Source organism: Citrobacter freundii complex sp. 2024EL-00216, from assembly GCF_043945515.1.
Lineage (GTDB): Bacteria > Pseudomonadota > Gammaproteobacteria > Enterobacterales > Enterobacteriaceae > Citrobacter > Citrobacter portucalensis.
Window position 1 is genome coordinate 166,426 of sequence record NZ_JBIMRA010000003.1, and the last position, 17,585, is coordinate 184,010.

The following is a 17,585-nucleotide window of genomic DNA, read 5'->3' on the forward strand; positions in this document are numbered from 1 at the left end:
AATTAAATAATGAGTAAAATCAATATGAATGAAGACATTGATAAGGACTTCTCTAGCCATACACCGATGATGCAGCAGTATCTCAAGCTGAAAGCCCAGCACCCGGAGATACTGTTGTTTTACCGCATGGGCGACTTTTACGAACTGTTTTATGACGATGCGAAACGTGCGTCTCAGCTGCTTGATATCTCCCTGACCAAACGCGGCGCGTCTGCGGGCGAGCCAATCCCGATGGCGGGCATTCCTCACCATGCGGTAGAAAACTACCTCGCCAAGCTGGTCAACCAGGGTGAATCCGTCGCTATTTGTGAACAGATTGGAGATCCGGCGACCAGCAAAGGTCCGGTCGAGCGCAAAGTGGTCCGTATCGTCACGCCAGGCACCATCAGTGATGAAGCGCTGTTACAGGAACGCCAGGACAACCTGCTGGCCGCTATCTGGCAGGACAGTAAAGGTTATGGTTACGCAACGCTGGATATCAGCTCCGGGCGTTTTCGTGTTAGCGAACCCGCCGACCGCGAGACCATGGCCGCAGAATTGCAGCGCACTAATCCCGCTGAACTGTTGTATGCCGAAGATTTCGCTGAAACCTCACTGATTGAGGGACGTCGCGGATTACGTCGTCGTCCACTATGGGAATTTGAAATCGATACCGCTCGCCAGCAGCTAAACCTGCAGTTTGGCACGCGGGATCTGATTGGCTTTGGCGTAGAAAACGCCCCGCGTGGATTATGCGCGGCTGGCTGCCTGCTGCAATACGTAAAAGATACCCAGCGTACCTCGCTGCCGCATATTCGTTCCATCACCATGGAACGTCAGCAGGACAGCATCATTATGGATGCCGCCACGCGCCGCAATCTGGAAATTACCCAGAACCTGGCGGGCGGCGTTGAAAACACGCTGGCTTCAGTACTCGACTGCACCGTGACGCCGATGGGCAGCCGTATGCTCAAGCGCTGGCTGCATATGCCGGTCCGCGACACCAGAGTCCTCACTGAACGCCAACAGACCATCGGCGCGCTACAGGATTCCACCGGTGAATTGCAACCCGTGCTGCGTCAGGTCGGCGATCTGGAACGTATCCTGGCACGTCTGGCCCTGCGTACCGCGCGTCCGCGCGATCTGGCCCGTATGCGTCATGCATTCCAGCAATTACCGGAACTGCGCGCACAACTGGAAAGCGTAGACACTGCCCCCGTACAGATGCTGCGCGAGAAAATGGGCGAGTTTGCTGAGCTGCGTGAACTGCTGGAACGTGCCGTAGTGGAAGCTCCACCTGTGCTGGTTCGCGACGGTGGCGTCATCGCCCCGGGCTATAACGAAGAACTGGACGAGTGGCGAGCGCTGGCTGATGGCGCAACTGACTATCTGGACAGACTGGAAATCCGTGAGCGCGAGCGCACCGGTCTGGATACGTTGAAGGTCGGGTTTAACGCCGTTCACGGCTACTACATTCAGATCAGTCGCGGGCAAAGTCATCTGGCGCCGATTAACTATGTGCGTCGCCAGACGCTGAAAAATGCCGAACGCTACATTATTCCGGAACTGAAAGAGTACGAAGACAAAGTTCTGACGTCAAAAGGCAAAGCGCTGGCGCTGGAAAAACAGCTGTACGAAGAGCTGTTCGACATGCTGCTGCCGCACCTGGCTGATTTGCAACAAAGCGCCAGCGCGCTGGCAGAACTGGACGTACTGGTCAACCTTGCGGAACGCGCTTATACCCTGAATTACACCTGCCCGACCTTCACCGACAAGCCTGGTATTCGTATTACCGAGGGACGTCATCCGGTGGTTGAACAGGTGCTGACCGAGCCGTTTATCGCCAACCCACTTAACCTCTCGCCTCAGCGACGGATGCTGATTATCACCGGCCCGAACATGGGGGGTAAAAGTACCTATATGCGCCAGACTGCGTTAATTGCGCTGCTGGCCTACATCGGCAGCTACGTTCCGGCGCAGAAAGTGGAGATCGGGCCTATCGACCGCATCTTTACCCGCGTGGGCGCAGCGGATGATCTGGCCTCCGGTCGTTCCACCTTCATGGTAGAAATGACCGAAACCGCCAACATTCTGCATAACGCCACCGAGAACAGCCTGGTGCTGATGGATGAGATTGGACGCGGCACCTCCACCTACGACGGCCTGTCGCTGGCGTGGGCGTGCGCGGAAAATCTGGCCAATAAAATCAAAGCATTAACGTTGTTTGCCACCCACTACTTCGAACTGACTCAGTTACCGGAGAAAATGGAAGGCGTAGCAAATGTGCATCTTGATGCGTTAGAGCACGGCGATACCATCGCCTTCATGCACAGCGTACAGGATGGTGCGGCGAGCAAGAGCTATGGTCTGGCGGTAGCTGCCCTGGCTGGTGTACCAAAAGAGGTTATTAAACGCGCGCGGCAAAAACTTCGCGAACTGGAAAGCATCGCGCCGAATGTTGCTGCAACTCAGGTCGACGGCACGCAGATGTCGCTCCTGTCAGCTCCGGAAGAAACGTCGCCCGCCGTTGAAGCACTGGAAAATCTCGACCCGGATTCGCTAACGCCTCGCCAGGCGCTGGAGTGGATCTACCGGTTGAAGAGTCTGGTGTAACGCCGTAATGCCCGATGGCGCTACGCTTATCGGGCCTTCAAAATATCGCTATATGTAGGCCGGGTAAGGCAAAGCCGCACCCGGCGTGTTGATTAGCGCTTATCTTCAGCCAGCAGCGGTGGAATACTCGGCACCATCGGTGCGTCATCAATATCCTTCTGCGTCATGCGAAACGCTTGCGGGTAGTGCTCGCGGCTGGTACGGCGTAGCGGCTCAGTATCACGCCAGGTGTATAGACAATGCTGGCACTGATATACCGTCCAGACACCTTTTACCGGCGAGTTTGCCATCACTTCAATATGTTCATCGGCACAACGTGGACAAATCATCTGCTACTCCTTATTTACGGTTGGCCAGCATGGCGGTCATTTTTTCTGCCCAGGCTTTTGTTTCCGGTAAATCGCATACCGGCTGGCTGTAGTGCCCACGGTTATCCGGCGCAACCGGCGTGGTCGCATCAATAATTAACTTGTCGGTAATCCCCGCCGGACTGGAACCCGGATCAAGCTCCAGCACCGACATATTCGGCAATTGCACCAGATCGCCCGCCGGATTGACCTTCGAAGACAGCGCCCACATCACCTGCGGCAGGTTGAACGGATCAACATCCTCATCAACCATAATCACCATTTTCACGTAACCCAGGCCATGCGGCGTCGTCATGGCGCGCAGCCCCACCGCGCGGGCAAAGCCGCCGTAGCGTTTTTTGGTGGAGATAATTGCCAGCAAACCGTGGGTATACATGGCATTCACCGCCTGCACTTCCGGGAATTCGGCTTTCAACTGTTGATACAGCGGTACGCAGGTTGCCGGCCCCATCAGGTAGTCAATCTCCGTCCACGGCATCCCCAGATACAGCGATTCAAAAATTGGTTTGGTGCGATAAGAGACTTTATCGATACGCACGACCGTCATATTACGTCCACCGGAATAGTGCCCGGTAAACTCGCCAAACGGCCCTTCGATTTCACGCTTACGGCCTTCAATGACCCCTTCGAGGATCACTTCTGAACCCCATGGCACGTCAAAGCCGGTGAGCGGCGCGGTAGCGATCGGATACGGACTTTCACGCAGCGCTCCCGCCATTTCGTATTCCGACTGATCGTACTTCAGCGGCGTGGCCCCCATCAGGGTGATGATCGGATCGTTACCCAGCGTGATGGCAATCGGCAGATCTTCACCACGCTCTTCGGCTTTATGCAGGTGCAGCGCGATATCGTGCATCGGCACCGGCTGCAGGCCAAGCTTGCGTTTGCCCTTCACCTCCATACGATAAATGCCGACGTTCTGTTTGCCAAAGTTGTCCGGATCCAGCGGATCGCGCGACACCACGCAGGCTTTATCAAGATAGAAACCGCCGTCGCCATCGTTCAGGCGAAACAGCGGCAGAATATCAAACAGGTTGATCTCATCACCATCAACACAGTTTTCAGCCCACGCCGGATTGGCGCGACGCTCCGGCGTAACCGGAAATTTATCCCAACGGCGAATAAACTCATCAATCTGTTTTTTCACTGGGGTATTTGGCGGCAGGCCTAAAGAGATGGCGTGATTCTGCCACGAACCAATAGTGTTCATCGCCACGCGGGCATCGGTAAAACCACGAATATTGTCAAACCACAGCGCTGGCGCACCGTCACCAATGCGCCCGGTCGCATTGGCTGCCGCAGCCAGATCCGGCTCGGCGTTAACTTCTTCACTGATTTTCAGCAATTGCCCCTGGTCATCCAGCGCCTGTAAAAAGCTGCGCAAATCATCAAATGCCATTATTCATTCTCCTGTGAAAAATTCTGCGCCTGCCGTAAACCCTGCCAGCGACGGGCGTTGGGGTGTTCCAGACCAAACTGATCGAGCACACGCGCAACGATATGCTGAGTGATGTCATCGACCGTTTGCGGGTGGTTGTAATATGCGGGCATCGGCGGGACCATCGCCACGCCCATGCGGGAAAGCGCGAGCATGTTTTCCAGATGAATAGTGCTAAGCGGCATTTCACGCGGAACCAGAACCAGCTTGCGCCCTTCTTTCAGCACCACATCAGCAGCGCGCCCCACCAGCCCTTCCGCGTAGCCTGCACGAATACCGGCCAGGGTTTTCATACTGCAGGGGATAATGATCATGCCGTCAGTACGAAACGATCCAGAGGAGATGGTCGCTGCCTGATCCGCCGGGTTGTGGCAATAATCGGCCAACGCAGACACATCACGGACGCTGTACGGTGTTTCCAGTTCAATAGTGGTTTTGGCCCACTTTGACAGCACCAGATGGGTTTCCACCTCGGGCATTTCCCGCAGCGCCTGCAATAGCGACACACCAAGGGGCGCACCGGTTGCCCCGGTCATTCCGACAATCAGTCTCATTTAGTCTCTCAACTTTTGTTCGTGCACGAACATTTTGATTAAAATACTCTCACATAACATTTCGGGCAAGGTCATCGAGCACAGATCGCTAAAGCCGCAATTGTTAAAAAAAGATGCGTAACCCGCTATGATAGAGACTGACAGGAATTCCGGAGCGCTCATGCCGTTACGAAATAAAGCATTTCACCTTTTACGTCAGCTCTTCCAGCAGCATACGTCCCGCTGGCAACATGAATTACCGGATCTGACCAAACCACAGTATGCGGTGATGCGCGCCATTGCTGAACGTCCCGGTATTGAGCAGGTTGACCTGACCGAAGCCGCAGTCTGTACCAAAGCAACCCTTGCGGAAATGCTGAGCCGAATGGAAAAACGGGAGCTGGTCAGGCGTGAACATGACCCGGCAGATAAGCGTCGACGGTTTGTTTATTTGACCGCGCAAGGAGAAGCATTACTGGACAGCGCAACTCCGTTAGGCGATAGCGTGGATGATGAGTTTTTGGGGCGATTATCTGATGAAGAACGTGAGCAGTTCACACGTCTGGTGCGTAAGATGATGAACTAACCTGCCGGATGGCGACATAAATGTCTTATCCGGCCTACAAAGTCCTGCTCCCCGTAGGCCTGATAAACGCAGTGCCATCAGGCAACAAACATAGAAAAAGGCCAGTCCCAATGAGACTGGCCTTTCTTGATAGAACTTGTGCTTACTCGCGGAATAACGCTTCGATATTCAGTCCCTGAGTCTGCAGGATTTCACGCAGACGACGCAGACCTTCAACCTGAATCTGGCGAACACGTTCACGGGTGAGACCAATTTCACGGCCCACATCTTCCAGTGTCGCAGCTTCGTACCCCAGCAGACCAAAACGACGTGCCAGCACTTCACGCTGTTTGGCGTTCAGTTCGAACAGCCATTTGACGATGCTCTGTTTCATATCATCGTCTTGCGTGGTGTCTTCCGGGCCGTTTTCCTTTTCATCGGCCAGAATATCCAGCAACGCTTTTTCGGAATCGCCACCCAGCGGGGTGTCTACCGAGGTAATACGCTCGTTGAGTCGGAGCATACGGCTGACGTCATCAACCGGTTTATCCAGTTGTTCAGCAATCTCTTCTGCGCTCGGTTCGTGGTCCAGTTTATGCGACAACTCACGCGCGGTACGCAGATAGACGTTCAGCTCTTTTACAATATGAATCGGCAGTCGGATCGTACGGGTTTGGTTCATAATCGCCCGTTCGATCGTCTGGCGGATCCACCAGGTTGCGTATGTTGAGAAGCGGAACCCGCGTTCCGGGTCAAACTTCTCGACTGCACGGATCAGTCCCAGATTGCCCTCTTCAATCAGGTCCAGCAATGCCAGACCACGATTGCCATAACGACGAGCAATTTTCACCACCAGACGCAGGTTACTTTCAATCATGCGACGGCGGGATGCGACATCCCCACGCAGTGCGCGACGCGCAAAATAAACTTCTTCTTCGGCTGTTAACAGTGGTGAATAACCAATCTCACCAAGGTAAAGCTGAGTCGCGTCCAACACACGCTGTGTGGCCCCCTGCGATAACAGCTCTTCTTCAGCCAGGTCGTTATCACTGGGTTCCTCTTCACTCAAGGCTTTTTCATCAAAAGCCTCTACTCCGTTCTCATCAAATTCCGCATCTTCATTTAAATCATGAACTTTCAGCGTATTCTGACTCATAAAGGTGGCTCCTACCCGTGATCCCTAACGGAACTAGCACGTGAAAGCCTGGTTCCGCCGAATTATCGCTGCGGTAAATAGCGCAGCGGGTTTACGGATTTCCCCTTGTAACGAATTTCAAAATGCAAGCGTGTTGAACTGGTTCCGGTGCTACCCATGGTAGCTATTTTCTGCCCCGCCTTGATTTCTTGTTGTTCCCGGACCAGCATTGTATCGTTATGGGCGTAGGCACTCAGGTAATCATCGTTGTGTTTGATGATAATAAGATTACCGTAACCGCGCAGTGCGTTACCGGCATATACGACGCGTCCATCTGCGGTCGCGACAATAGCCTGTCCTTTACTGCCTGCAATATCGATCCCTTTATTGCCACCTTCAGTAGCCGCGAAGTTTTCGATTACTTTGCCGTCAGTCGGCCAGCGCCAGGTAGAGATTGGCGAGCTGGTTGACGTTGAGCTTGCAGTTGATTCGGTTGCGCTAACTGCTGGAGCCGTTACAGGCGCTGTGACAACGGTCCCTGCAGGCTTGTTGTTCGGCAACATTTTATTAGCACTTTGTTCACCTGAATCCTCAGAATACGTAATTGTTGGTTTCGAAGCAACAGCAACGGTGGAATTTTGTGCAGGGTTGGTCACAACTCCTTGCTGTGCTGCATCCGCCTGGGTGATGGCATTCCCACCAGTAATCGGTGTACCCGACGCGTTGCCCACTTGCAGAGTTTGACCGACATTCAGGCCATACGGGGCCGGAACGTTATTGCGTTGTGCGAGATCACGGAAATCGTTCCCGGTAATCCAGGCGATATAGAAAAGGGTATCGCCTTTCTTAACAGTATAGGTACTGCCGCCCGTATAGCTACCTTTCGGAATGTTCCCATACTTACGGTTGTACACAATACGACCGTTTTCCATCTGCACAGGCTGTTCCGCAACAGGCTGGATCTGTGTTGACTGTGTGGTCGGACGCTGCACCGGCTGGATCTGTGGCGTTTGCTGTACTGTCGACGTCGAGCCCATTTTTGGTGGAGGCGTAATCAGCATGCCGGAATTGGTGTTCGTTGATGCACCGCCATCAACGGAACTGACCGGTGCAGGTGGATTCGAGGTATTTGAACAACCTGCCAGCCATAATGAAACCAGTGACAATGCCGCAATGCGGCGAACGGTAAATTTGTGGCTTCCCGCGCTCATTTATCCCCCAGGAAAATTTGGTTAAAACCAGTGACGTAATCACCGTGCAAGGCATCGGACTGGGCACTGGAAACGTGACCACGATACGCTTACTAATTCCAGAATATCCAGGAAAACTCCAGGTATTCAGAGCCTGTATCTACGCAAGCTCCCCTTTTACTAAGGGAACGAAACGTACGGCCTCCACGGTATCGATAATAAATTCGCCTCCCCGACGACGCACCCGTTTCAGAAACTGGTGCTCGTCGCCCACGGGTAAGACGAGAATGCCGCCTTCATCCAACTGCATCATTAGCGCAGTTGGGATCTCAGGCGGCGCTGCCGTAACAATGATAGCGTCAAACGGGGCTCGCGCTTGCCAGCCCTGCCATCCATCACCATGACGGGTAGAAACATTATGTAAATCAAGCTGTTTAAGTCGACGACGCGCCTGCCACTGCAAACCTTTAATGCGCTCAACAGAGCACACATGATGCACCAGGTGCGCCAGAATCGCCGTTTGGTAGCCAGAGCCGGTACCAATTTCCAGCACCCGGGACTGCGGCGTTAACTCAAGCAGCTCGGTCATCCGCGCAACCATATAGGGCTGCGAAATCGTCTGCCCCTGACCAATCGGCAGGGCAATATTGTCCCAGGCCTTATGTTCAAACGCCTCATCAATGAATTTTTCACGCGGCACGGCGGCAAGTGCATCGAGAACAAGCTCATCTCTGATGCCCTGCGCACGTAATTGTTCAAGAAGAGTGTGTACGCGTCTGCTTACCATTGCGTGTCGGCTCCCACGCTGTCTAACCAGTCAGAAACAACTTCATGCGCGCCATATGCGGTTAAATCGACATGCAGCGGCGTAATGGAAACATAGCCTTCATCGACGGCGGCAAAATCAGTATCCGGTCCGGCGTCGCACTTTTCGCCCGGCGGCCCGATCCAGTACAGCGTATTACCGCGCGGATCCTGCTGTGGGATCACCTGATCCGCAGGATGGCGGCTACCGCAGCGGGTGACGCGGATACCTTTAATCTGATCCAGCGGTAAATCCGGCACGTTGATATTCAAAATGCGCCCGGTGCGCAGCGGTTCGCGACTCAGCGCCCGTAAGATACGGCAGGTTACTGCGGCAGCAGTATCGTAGTGTTTATGCCCATCAAGTGAGACCGCCAGCGCAGGAAAGCCCAGGTGACGACCTTCCATCGCCGCCGCAACGGTACCGGAATAGATAACATCATCGCCCAGATTAGGACCGGCGTTAATACCAGACACAACAATGTCCGGACGCGGACGCATTAATGCGTTCACGCCCAGATAGACGCAATCGGTAGGTGTACCCATTTGTACGGCGATATCACCGTTTTCATAGGTGAACGTGCGAAGTGAGGATTCCAGCGTCAGCGAGTTAGACGCGCCACTGCGGTTACGATCCGGGGCAACCACCTGTACGTCAGCAAACTCACGCAGCGCTTTCGCCAGCGTTTGTATACCGGGTGCGTGGACCCCATCATCGTTACTCAGCAATATACGCATAATCACCCATTGTGTTAATAAGTTCCCTTACAACACTGGTGGCGAAGCTACCTGCCGGTAGCCAGAAACGTAACTCAACGGTTACGTCATCCCACCAGTTCCAGCTTAATTGTTGTGGATACAGCAACATAGCACGACGCGATGCGTCGACTTTCTCGCGCAACAACAGCGATTGCAGCGCGGTTTCATCAGCAATAGCGGCTTCTTCAAACGCCAGCGCGTCGCGCTGAGTTCCCCACTCACCGCTGCCCGGTAATGCCGCTGTTACCATCAATTCTTTATCATCGACGCGACGCTGTAATTCAGTTTGTTCTTCCAATGTGGCGACAAACCAACTTCCGCGTCCCGACAATTGTAGCGCATCGCCGTCAACAACTTGATTAAAGTCTGTTTTTTTCAAGCGTTCACTGACTATCTGATTAAACAACGCGCTACGGGCCGCCGACAACCAAAAACTGCGCTTATTGCGATCGCGCACCGGCGCATCGCTTTGCGCCCAACGCAGCGCCCCTTGCAGGTTGCTGCCGCCGATACCAAAACGCTGAGCACCAAAATAGTTCGGTACGCCGCGCTCGCTAATCGCCTGCAAACGCGCTTCAACGTCATTTCGCTGGCTCACTTCACGCAGCACCAGCGTAAATTCGTTACCTTTCAGCGCCCCTAAACGCAGCTTACGCTTGTGGCGCGCGTACTCCAGCACTTTACAGCCTTCGAGTTCAAATTTGCTTAAATCAGGCATTGCATTGCCCGGCACGCGCGCGCACAGCCACTGTTCCGTGACTGCATGCTTGTCTTTCTGGCCAGCAAAGCTCACTTCACGGGCGTGAATTTTCAGGAACTTCGCCAGCGCGTCAGCCACAAAACGGGTATTACAGCCGTTTTTCAGGATACGCACCAAAATGTGCTCACCTTCGCCATCCGGTTCGAAGCCTAAATCTTCGACGACGACAAAGTCTTCAGGATTCGCTTTCAGAACGCCATGGCCTTGTGGTTTGCCATGGAGATACGTCAGATCTTCAAACGCAGTCATTTCGTTGCCTTAATGAGTAACGCCACCGCTTCACAGGCAATCCCTTCCCCACGCCCGGTAAAACCGAGTTTTTCCGTGGTGGTCGCTTTCACGTTAACATCATCCATATGGCAGCCGAGATCTTCGGCAATAAACACGCGCATTTGCGGAATGTGCGGCAGCATCTTCGGCGCCTGAGCAATAATCGTCACATCCACATTACCAAGCGTATAGCCTTTGGCCTGAATACGCCGCCAGGCTTCTCGCAATAATTCACGACTATCTGCACCTTTAAAGGCCGGGTCGGTGTCCGGGAAGAGTTTACCGATATCCCCCAGCGCAGCCGCGCCCAGCAGTGCATCGGTTAACGCGTGTAACGCCACGTCGCCATCAGAATGCGCCAGCAATCCTTTTTCATACGGGATGCGCACACCACCAATGATAATTGGGCCAACTCCGCCAAAAGCGTGTACGTCGAAACCGTGTCCAATTCGCATTATGCCTTCTCCTGATATACACAACATCCTCCAGGCAGCCTGAAGAATGATGTATCTAGATAGTTCGGGTCAGATAAAATTCCGCCAGCGCCAGGTCTTCCGGGCGGGTGACTTTGATGTTGTCAGCGCGTCCTTCGACCAGCAGCGGATGAAAACCGCAATATTCAAGCGCCGAGGCTTCGTCCGTAATGGTTGCGCCTTCGTTTAGCGCACGGGTCAGACAGTCATGCAACAGCTCGCGAGGGAAAAACTGCGGCGTCAACGCATGCCATAAATCGGTGCGATCGACCGTATGGGCGATGTCTGTTCGGCCCGGCTCCGCGCGTTTCATCGTGTCGCGCACCGGCGCGGCAAGGATCCCACCGATGCGGCTGGTTTCACTTATTGCCAGCAAACGAGATAAATCTTCCTGATGCAGGCACGGACGCGCGGCATCATGCACCAGTACCCAACTGGCCTCACCTGCCGCTTGCAAACCGGCCAGGACAGAATCGGCTCGCTCGTTGCCACCATCCACCACGGTAATTTGCGGGTGCGCTGCGAGTGGAAGTTGGGCAAAGCGACTGTCGCCTGGGCTAATAGCGATGACGACTCGCGTCACCCGGGGATGAGCCAGCAGCGCATCAACCGAGTGTTCGAGAATGGTTTTATTGCCAATAGAGAGGTACTGCTTAGGACACTCTGTTTGCATTCGGCGGCCAAACCCGGCAGCCGGCACCACGGCGCAAACGTCCATTAAAGTGGCTGCCATGTTAAATCCCTGGACGGTTTATCGATTGTTTTGCCCTGCAGTCTGAGCGCGTTTAGACGCGTCAGGCACCAGACGATAAAAAGTTTCGCCTGGCTTAGTCATACTGAGTTCGTTACGCGCGCGCTCTTCGATAGCCTCTTGCCCGCCATTGAGATCGTCAATTTCGGCAAAAAGCTGATCGTTACGCGCTTTCAGTTTCGCGTTTGTAGCTTGCTGCGCCGCAACATCATCGTTGACGCGACTATAGTCATGTATGCCGTTCTTACCGAACCACAGCGAATACTGTAGCCAGACTAATAAAGCCAGCAACAGCAACGTAAGTTTACCCATCCTGCCCCCTGAAAAACGGCATCAACATCCCATAAACTCCGCTGGCAACTTTACATCAACGGACGGGAATGCCGCGACAACGCGGGCAAATGTACCACATTTGCTCGTTGTTACGTATACCCCGTGTAAGGAGAACATAATCTCATTGTTGGTTACGGTTTGAATTATGGCCAGACAGTGAACAACAGCGGCGATCGCGTGAAAGGACGTATGCCTAACCCAGTAGCCACAGGAACAGTGCTCCAAACATTGCGCCAACCACCAGCAGGGTACAGGTAATACTCAGCAGCAACCGCCCCTTCAATAGCGAATGCAGGGCAATACCCGCGACAATCGCCACGGGCAACAATGCGAGGAAAAAGGGCCATGTATAAAGGAAGAAAAACAGTGTGTTAGGGCCATACATCAGACATGGGAATCCCAGCGCCAGCAACCACGCGACAAAACCGACCACGGCTCCTGGGAGTGACCAGGTAGTTTCGTCGTCGGCAGCGAAGGTATCTGACTCTGTAATAGTAATGTTATGGCTGTTACGCATATCTAATCCTGTGACCGTGACTGACCGGGCATGCAAGCTCGGGTGTCTCAGGATCTGATAATATCTTCCTGCCTCAGCAGGTCTAATAATTGAGGAACCAAATTTGTTACCAATTGTTCACCATCAAGATGAATCTCTGGCGATTCAGGCGCTTCGTAAACCGAGTCAATTCCGGTGAAATTGCGCAACTCCCCCGCTCGCGCTTTTTTATACAGCCCTTTTGGATCGCGAGCTTCGCACGTTGCTAATGGCGTATCGACAAAAACCTCAATAAAACGCCCTTGGCCCACGCGCTCGCGAACCATTTTTCGCTCGGCGCGATGTGGAGAGATAAACGCAGTCAACACCACCAGGCCGGCGTCTACCATCAGGTTAGCCACTTCACCAACCCGACGAATATTCTCCTTGCGATCGGCATCGCTAAACCCAAGATCGCTGCACAGACCGTGACGCACGTTATCGCCATCCAGCAGATAGGTGCTCACCCCTAGCTTATGCAGCGCCTCTTCCAGCGCCCCTGCTACCGTGGATTTACCGGAACCTGACAGCCCGGTAAACCACAGCACAACACCACGATGACCGTGGCGTTGTTCCCGCTGTTGCGGTGTAACAGGATGGGCATGCCAGACGACGTTTTCGTCATGCAGCGCCATTATTTTCCTCCCAGCAGATCGCGCGCACCCCAGTGTGGGAAGTGGCGACGCACCAGTGCATTAAGCTCCAGCTCAAACGCGCTGAACTGAGAAGCTGTGGCAAGCTCCTGGACGATTGGCTCACGCACCAGTCCCGCGCCAACGGTAACGTTGGTCAGGCGGTCAATGATAATCAGCCCGCCCGTAACCGGATTCTGCTGATAGGTATCCAGCACCAGCGGCTCATCAAAAGTCAGATTAACCAGACCGATACCGTTCAGCGGTAGCGCTTCAACGTCACGTTGGGTCAGGTTATTAATATCGACCTGATACTGCACGCTATCTACGCGTGCGCGGGTCTTCTTGCCCGCGACTTTTATGTCGTAGCTCTGCCCTGGCGACAACGGTTGTTCCGCCATCCACACCACATCAACAGCTGCGCTTTGTACTGTCGGCAGCGTTTCACCGGCATCAAGTAACAGGTCACCCCGGCTGATATCGATCTCATCTTTCAGCACCAGGGTGATCGCTTCACCCGCATGCGCTTCCTGTAAATCGCCATCAAAGGTTACGATCCGCGCCACGCTCGACTCAACGCCGGACGGCAGCACTTTGACGCGCTGTCCGACCTTCACGCTACCGGAGGCCAGCGTTCCGGCATAACCACGGAAATCCAGATTCGGTCGGTTCACATACTGCACCGGGAAGCGCATCGGCTGAGTATCAACAATGCGCTGGATCTCAACGGTTTCCAGCACTTCCAGCAGCGTCGGACCGCTGTACCACGGCATACTGGCGCTTTGCGAAGCCACGTTATCGCCTTCCAGCGCAGAGAGAGGCACAAACCGGATATCCAGGTTGCCCGGCAGTTGTTCAGCAAAAGTAAGATAGTCTTCGCGAATGCGGTTAAATGTCTCTTCGCTAAAGTCCACCAGATCCATTTTGTTGATCGCCACTACCAGGTGTTTGATCCCAAGTAGCGTGGAGATAAAGCTATGACGACGAGTCTGATCCAGCACGCCTTTACGCGCATCGATCAATAGGATCGCCAGGTCGCAGGTCGACGCGCCGGTCGCCATGTTACGGGTGTACTGCTCATGCCCGGGAGTGTCCGCAATAATAAATTTACGCTTCTCGGTAGAGAAATAACGATACGCCACGTCGATGGTGATGCCCTGCTCGCGCTCGGCCTGCAAGCCGTCAACCAATAACGCCAGATCAAGCTTTTCGCCCTGAGTGCCGTGACGTTTACTGTCATTGTGCAGCGATGAAAGCTGGTCTTCATAAATCTGACGCGTGTCGTGCAGCAGGCGGCCAATCAGGGTACTTTTCCCATCATCCACGCTACCGCAGGTTAAAAAGCGCAGCAGACTTTTGTGTTGCTGGGCAACCATCCAGGCTTCAACGCCGCCTTCATTAGCAATTTGTTGTGCAAGTGTCGTATTCATGGCGGCTCCTTAGAAATACCCCTGACGTTTCTTCAGCTCCATGGAGCCCGCCTGGTCGCGGTCAATCACGCGGCCCTGACGTTCACTGGTGGTTGAAACCAGCATCTCTTCGATGATTTCCGGCAGCGTCTGCGCATTCGACTCCACCGCGCCTGTCAGCGGCCAGCAACCGAGCGTACGGAAACGCACCATGCGTTTTTTAATCACTTCACCGGGTTGCAGATCGATTCTGTCGTCATCAATCATCATCAGCATGCCGTCGCGTTCCAGCACCGGACGCTCCGCCGCCAGATACAGCGGCACGATATCGATATTTTCCAGCCAGATGTACTGCCAGATATCCTGTTCAGTCCAGTTAGAGAGCGGGAAGACGCGAATACTTTCGCCTTTGTTAATCTGCCCGTTGTAGTTGTGCCACAGCTCCGGGCGCTGATTTTTAGGATCCCAGCGATGAAAACGATCGCGGAAAGAGTAAATACGCTCTTTGGCACGCGATTTCTCTTCGTCACGACGAGCACCGCCAAACGCGGCATCGAAACCGTATTTATTCAGTGCCTGCTTCAGCCCTTCAGTTTTCATAATGTCGGTATGCTTGGCGCTACCGTGGACAAACGGGTTGATACCCATCGCCACCCCTTCCGGGTTTTTATGCACCAGCAGTTCGCAGCCGTAGGCTTTCGCCGTGCGGTCACGAAACTCGTACATTTCGCTGAATTTCCAGCCGGTATCAACGTGCAGCAATGGGAACGGCAGCGTGCCCGGATAAAACGCTTTACGCGCCAGATGCAGCATTACGCTGGAATCTTTGCCGATGGAATACATCATCACCGGATTAGAAAACTCGGCGGCCACCTCACGAATGATATGGATGCTTTCCGCTTCCAGTTGCCGCAGGTGGGTAAGTCGTTTTTGATCCATAACCGTTCCTATGTAATGCCGTTATTTTGCTAACGATGCTCAGATAACCTGACTATAGGGAGGGCAAGAGGGCGAATGAAATTACGAATTGGAATGAGTAGTTCCTCAAAGGAATAACGATCCGGAAAAGCAAATATCAAAAAGTGCTTAAGCTACCGGAATTCGGGCATTTAGGAGCAAATGAAATTGTTTTACCTCGATCACGGTTTCATACTAGCGGCTGAAAATTTCTGCTTGGTATTTAAGGACTCATCATGTTTCTCGCATTGCGCCACCTTCTTGCAGCCATGGCGCTCGGCGCGTGCTTCATCCTTCCCGCACAGGCAACATCTTCGAAGCCCGGAGATATCGCAAATACCCAGGCTCGATATATCGCAACGTTTTTCCCAGGCCGCGTGACGGGATCTCCGGCAGAAATGTTGTCTGCTGATTATATACGTCAACAATTTCAGCAGATGGGTTATAGCAGCGATATTCGGACGTTTAATAGCCGTTATGTTTATACCGCCAAAGATAACCGTAAAAACTGGCATAACGTAACGGGAAGCACCGTTATTGCTGCACATGAAGGCAAAGCGCCGCAGCAGATTATTATTATGGCGCACCTCGACACCTACGCCGCACAAAGCGACGCCGACTCCGATGCCAATCTGGGTGGATTAACCCTGCAAGGTATCGATGACAACGCTGCAGGTGTTGGCGTAATGCTGGAACTGGCGGAAAAACTCAAAAACGTGCCGACGCAGTACGGTATTCGATTTATCGCCACCAGCGGCGAGGAAGAAGGCAAACTGGGCGCGGAGAACATCCTGAAGCGAATGAGCGCCGCCGAGAAGAAAAACACGCTGCTGGTTATCAACCTCGATAACCTGATCGTCGGCGATAAGCTCTATTTCAATAGCGGCAAGAAAACCCCGGAAGCGGTGCGAAAACTGACGCGCGACCGGGCACTGGCTATCGCGCACAGCCGCGGTATCGTTGCCAGCACCAATCCAGGTCTGAACAAAGACTATCCGAAAGGCACTGGATGTTGTAACGATGCAGAGGTCTTCGACAACGCGGGGATTGCCGTTCTTTCAGTTGAAGCGACTAACTGGAACCTGGGCAAGAAAGATGGCTATCAACAGCGCGCCAAAAGCGCCTCATTCCCGGCAGGCAACAGCTGGCACGATGTGCGACTGGATAACCAGCAGCACATTGATAAAGCGTTACCGGGCCGGATAGAGCACCGTAGCCGCGACGTGGTACGCATTATGCTGCCGCTGGTAAAAGAACTGGCAAAAGCGGGTAAATCCTGAAGAAGGGATCCGGTAGGATGTAAATCTTACCGGCCCCCCTTTCCTGTTACCCTTCGTGCAGTCCGCACTCACGCTTCAATCCGAAGAAACGAGTCTCTTCTTCCGCCATACCCGGCTCCCATTTGCGGGTGGTGTGGGTATCGCCTACCGACAGATAGCCCTGATCCCACAACGGATGGTATTTCAAACCGTATTTTTGCAGATACTGGTAAACCGTACGGTTATCCCAGTCGATGATCGGCAGAACTTTAAACACGCCGCGCTGGATAGCCAGCACCGGCAAATGCGCACGACTGCCCGATTGCTCTCGACGCAGACCGGCAAACCAGGTTTGCGCGTTCAGCTCCTGCAGCGCCCGGTTCATCGGCTCGACTTTGTTGATGTCATTGTATTTTTCAATGCCTTCAACGCCCTGCTCCCACAGTTTGCCGTAGCGCGCTTCTTGCCAGGCCGCACTTTCCTTTGCCCGGTAGACTTGCAGATTAAGCTTAAGCTTGTCCGTTAACTCATCAATAAACTGATAGGTTTCCGGGAACAGGTAGCCAGTATCGGTGAGGATCACCGGGATATCCGGGCGAACCTGATTTACCAGATGCAGGCTCACTGCCGCCTGGATACCAAAACTTGATGACAGTACATATTCACCAGGCAGGTTTTCCAGCGCCCACGCTACGCGATCCTCGGCGCTCAATTTTTCCAGTTGGTCGTTGGTTTGTGCCAACGCCATAACGCGTTCAACTTTCGGCAGTTCGTTCAACGCGTTGAGATCGAGTTTGGACATAAGTTCCTCACTGTTTGCCT

The 17,585-nt window shown here is 53.7% G+C and carries 19 protein-coding genes; 3 read left to right on the forward strand and 16 right to left on the reverse strand.

All coding sequences use genetic code 11. The features are described from left to right. The first annotated feature begins 24 nt into the window (after nucleotides 1-24). The gene (gene mutS / locus ACHHZ7_RS05125) at nucleotides 25-2,592 is read left to right on the forward strand and encodes a DNA mismatch repair protein MutS (RefSeq protein WP_395148772.1); all 2,568 of its coding nucleotides are present in this window, start codon (nucleotides 25-27) and stop codon (nucleotides 2,590-2,592) included. A gap of 92 nt (nucleotides 2,593-2,684) precedes the next feature. Here mutS and ACHHZ7_RS05130 read toward each other — a convergent pair whose 3' ends face one another. Genes ACHHZ7_RS05130 through ACHHZ7_RS05140 form a run of 3 tightly spaced genes read right to left on the reverse strand, consistent with a single transcriptional unit; the run spans nucleotide 2,685 to nucleotide 4,952 of the window. Beyond that, nucleotides 2,685-2,921 carry a non-oxidative hydroxyarylic acid decarboxylases subunit D gene (locus tag ACHHZ7_RS05130; RefSeq protein WP_032944812.1) on the reverse strand — a complete coding sequence of 79 codons (237 nt, stop codon included), beginning with the start codon at nucleotides 2,919-2,921 and terminating at the stop codon, nucleotides 2,685-2,687. Nucleotides 2,922-2,931: 10 nt separating this feature from the next. Further along, nucleotides 2,932-4,359 (reverse strand): non-oxidative hydroxyarylic acid decarboxylases subunit C, encoded by a 1,428-nt coding sequence (locus ACHHZ7_RS05135; protein ID WP_060683321.1) that lies wholly within the window; start codon nucleotides 4,357-4,359, stop codon nucleotides 2,932-2,934. Further along, nucleotides 4,359-4,952 carry a non-oxidative hydroxyarylic acid decarboxylases subunit B gene (locus ACHHZ7_RS05140; protein ID WP_057068062.1) on the reverse strand — a complete coding sequence of 198 codons (594 nt, stop codon included), beginning with the start codon at nucleotides 4,950-4,952 and terminating at the stop codon, nucleotides 4,359-4,361. Before ACHHZ7_RS05140 ends, ACHHZ7_RS05135 begins: the two co-directional genes overlap by 1 nt. A 160-nt stretch (nucleotides 4,953-5,112) precedes the next feature. Here ACHHZ7_RS05140 and ACHHZ7_RS05145 point away from each other — a divergent pair, with 160 nt between their 5' ends. Further along, nucleotides 5,113-5,517 (forward strand): MarR family winged helix-turn-helix transcriptional regulator, encoded by a 405-nt coding sequence (locus ACHHZ7_RS05145; RefSeq protein ID WP_060683320.1) that lies wholly within the window; start codon nucleotides 5,113-5,115, stop codon nucleotides 5,515-5,517. A 142-nt stretch (nucleotides 5,518-5,659) separates the two neighbouring features. Here ACHHZ7_RS05145 and rpoS read toward each other — a convergent pair whose 3' ends face one another. From rpoS to cysD, 12 genes are all read right to left on the reverse strand, one after another. Beyond that, the gene (gene rpoS, locus ACHHZ7_RS05150; RefSeq protein WP_000081498.1) at nucleotides 5,660-6,652 is read right to left on the reverse strand and encodes an RNA polymerase sigma factor RpoS; all 993 of its coding nucleotides are present in this window, start codon (nucleotides 6,650-6,652) and stop codon (nucleotides 5,660-5,662) included. 62 nt (nucleotides 6,653-6,714) lie between these two features. Then, nucleotides 6,715-7,797 carry a murein hydrolase activator NlpD gene (gene nlpD / locus ACHHZ7_RS05155; protein ID WP_223849051.1) on the reverse strand — a complete coding sequence of 361 codons (1,083 nt, stop codon included), beginning with the start codon at nucleotides 7,795-7,797 and terminating at the stop codon, nucleotides 6,715-6,717. 184 nt (nucleotides 7,798-7,981) lie between these two features. Beyond that, nucleotides 7,982-8,608 (reverse strand): protein-L-isoaspartate(D-aspartate) O-methyltransferase, encoded by a 627-nt coding sequence (locus ACHHZ7_RS05160; RefSeq protein ID WP_003034172.1) that lies wholly within the window; start codon nucleotides 8,606-8,608, stop codon nucleotides 7,982-7,984. Then, the gene (gene surE / locus ACHHZ7_RS05165) at nucleotides 8,602-9,363 is read right to left on the reverse strand and encodes a 5'/3'-nucleotidase SurE (protein ID WP_032944818.1); all 762 of its coding nucleotides are present in this window, start codon (nucleotides 9,361-9,363) and stop codon (nucleotides 8,602-8,604) included. Before surE ends, ACHHZ7_RS05160 begins: the two co-directional genes overlap by 7 nt. After that, entirely contained in the window at nucleotides 9,344-10,393 is a 1,050-nt protein-coding gene (gene truD, locus ACHHZ7_RS05170; RefSeq protein ID WP_060683319.1) for a tRNA pseudouridine(13) synthase TruD, read from the reverse strand. The genes surE and truD overlap by 20 nt, the downstream gene beginning before the upstream one ends. After that, nucleotides 10,390-10,869 (reverse strand): 2-C-methyl-D-erythritol 2,4-cyclodiphosphate synthase, encoded by a 480-nt coding sequence (gene ispF, locus ACHHZ7_RS05175; RefSeq protein WP_003034167.1) that lies wholly within the window; start codon nucleotides 10,867-10,869, stop codon nucleotides 10,390-10,392. The genes truD and ispF overlap by 4 nt, the downstream gene beginning before the upstream one ends. Nucleotides 10,870-10,924: 55 nt before the next feature. Beyond that, nucleotides 10,925-11,620: a 2-C-methyl-D-erythritol 4-phosphate cytidylyltransferase gene (gene ispD, locus ACHHZ7_RS05180; RefSeq protein WP_003825722.1), complete on the reverse strand. Its 696-nt coding sequence runs from the start codon at nucleotides 11,618-11,620 to the stop codon at nucleotides 10,925-10,927. 18 nt (nucleotides 11,621-11,638) lie between these two features. Continuing rightward, nucleotides 11,639-11,950, reverse strand: a complete 312-nt coding sequence (gene ftsB / locus ACHHZ7_RS05185) for a cell division protein FtsB (protein WP_003034163.1) — start codon at nucleotides 11,948-11,950, stop codon at nucleotides 11,639-11,641. Between the two features lie 214 nt (nucleotides 11,951-12,164). Next, nucleotides 12,165-12,488, reverse strand: coding sequence for a DUF3561 family protein (locus ACHHZ7_RS05190; protein WP_060683318.1), 324 nt, complete (start codon nucleotides 12,486-12,488; stop codon nucleotides 12,165-12,167). 47 nt (nucleotides 12,489-12,535) lie between these two features. Beyond that, nucleotides 12,536-13,141 carry an adenylyl-sulfate kinase gene (cysC, locus tag ACHHZ7_RS05195; RefSeq protein WP_060683317.1) on the reverse strand — a complete coding sequence of 202 codons (606 nt, stop codon included), beginning with the start codon at nucleotides 13,139-13,141 and terminating at the stop codon, nucleotides 12,536-12,538. Then, a complete protein-coding gene (gene cysN / locus ACHHZ7_RS05200) occupies nucleotides 13,141-14,568 on the reverse strand; it encodes a sulfate adenylyltransferase subunit CysN (protein ID WP_008785677.1) in 1,428 nt (475 codons plus the stop codon). The genes cysC and cysN overlap by 1 nt, the downstream gene beginning before the upstream one ends. 9 nt (nucleotides 14,569-14,577) lie before the next feature. After that, the gene (gene cysD / locus ACHHZ7_RS05205; RefSeq protein WP_003034152.1) at nucleotides 14,578-15,486 is read right to left on the reverse strand and encodes a sulfate adenylyltransferase subunit CysD; all 909 of its coding nucleotides are present in this window, start codon (nucleotides 15,484-15,486) and stop codon (nucleotides 14,578-14,580) included. Nucleotides 15,487-15,740: 254 nt separating this feature from the next. Between cysD and ACHHZ7_RS05210 the strand changes: the two genes are divergently transcribed. Continuing rightward, nucleotides 15,741-16,784 carry an aminopeptidase gene (locus tag ACHHZ7_RS05210; protein ID WP_032944823.1) on the forward strand — a complete coding sequence of 348 codons (1,044 nt, stop codon included), beginning with the start codon at nucleotides 15,741-15,743 and terminating at the stop codon, nucleotides 16,782-16,784. A gap of 46 nt (nucleotides 16,785-16,830) precedes the next feature. Here the strand turns inward: ACHHZ7_RS05210 and cysH are convergent, their stop codons facing one another. Further along, nucleotides 16,831-17,565, reverse strand: coding sequence for a phosphoadenosine phosphosulfate reductase (gene cysH / locus ACHHZ7_RS05215; RefSeq protein WP_060683316.1), 735 nt, complete (start codon nucleotides 17,563-17,565; stop codon nucleotides 16,831-16,833). Between the last annotated feature and the right edge of the window lie 20 nt (nucleotides 17,566-17,585).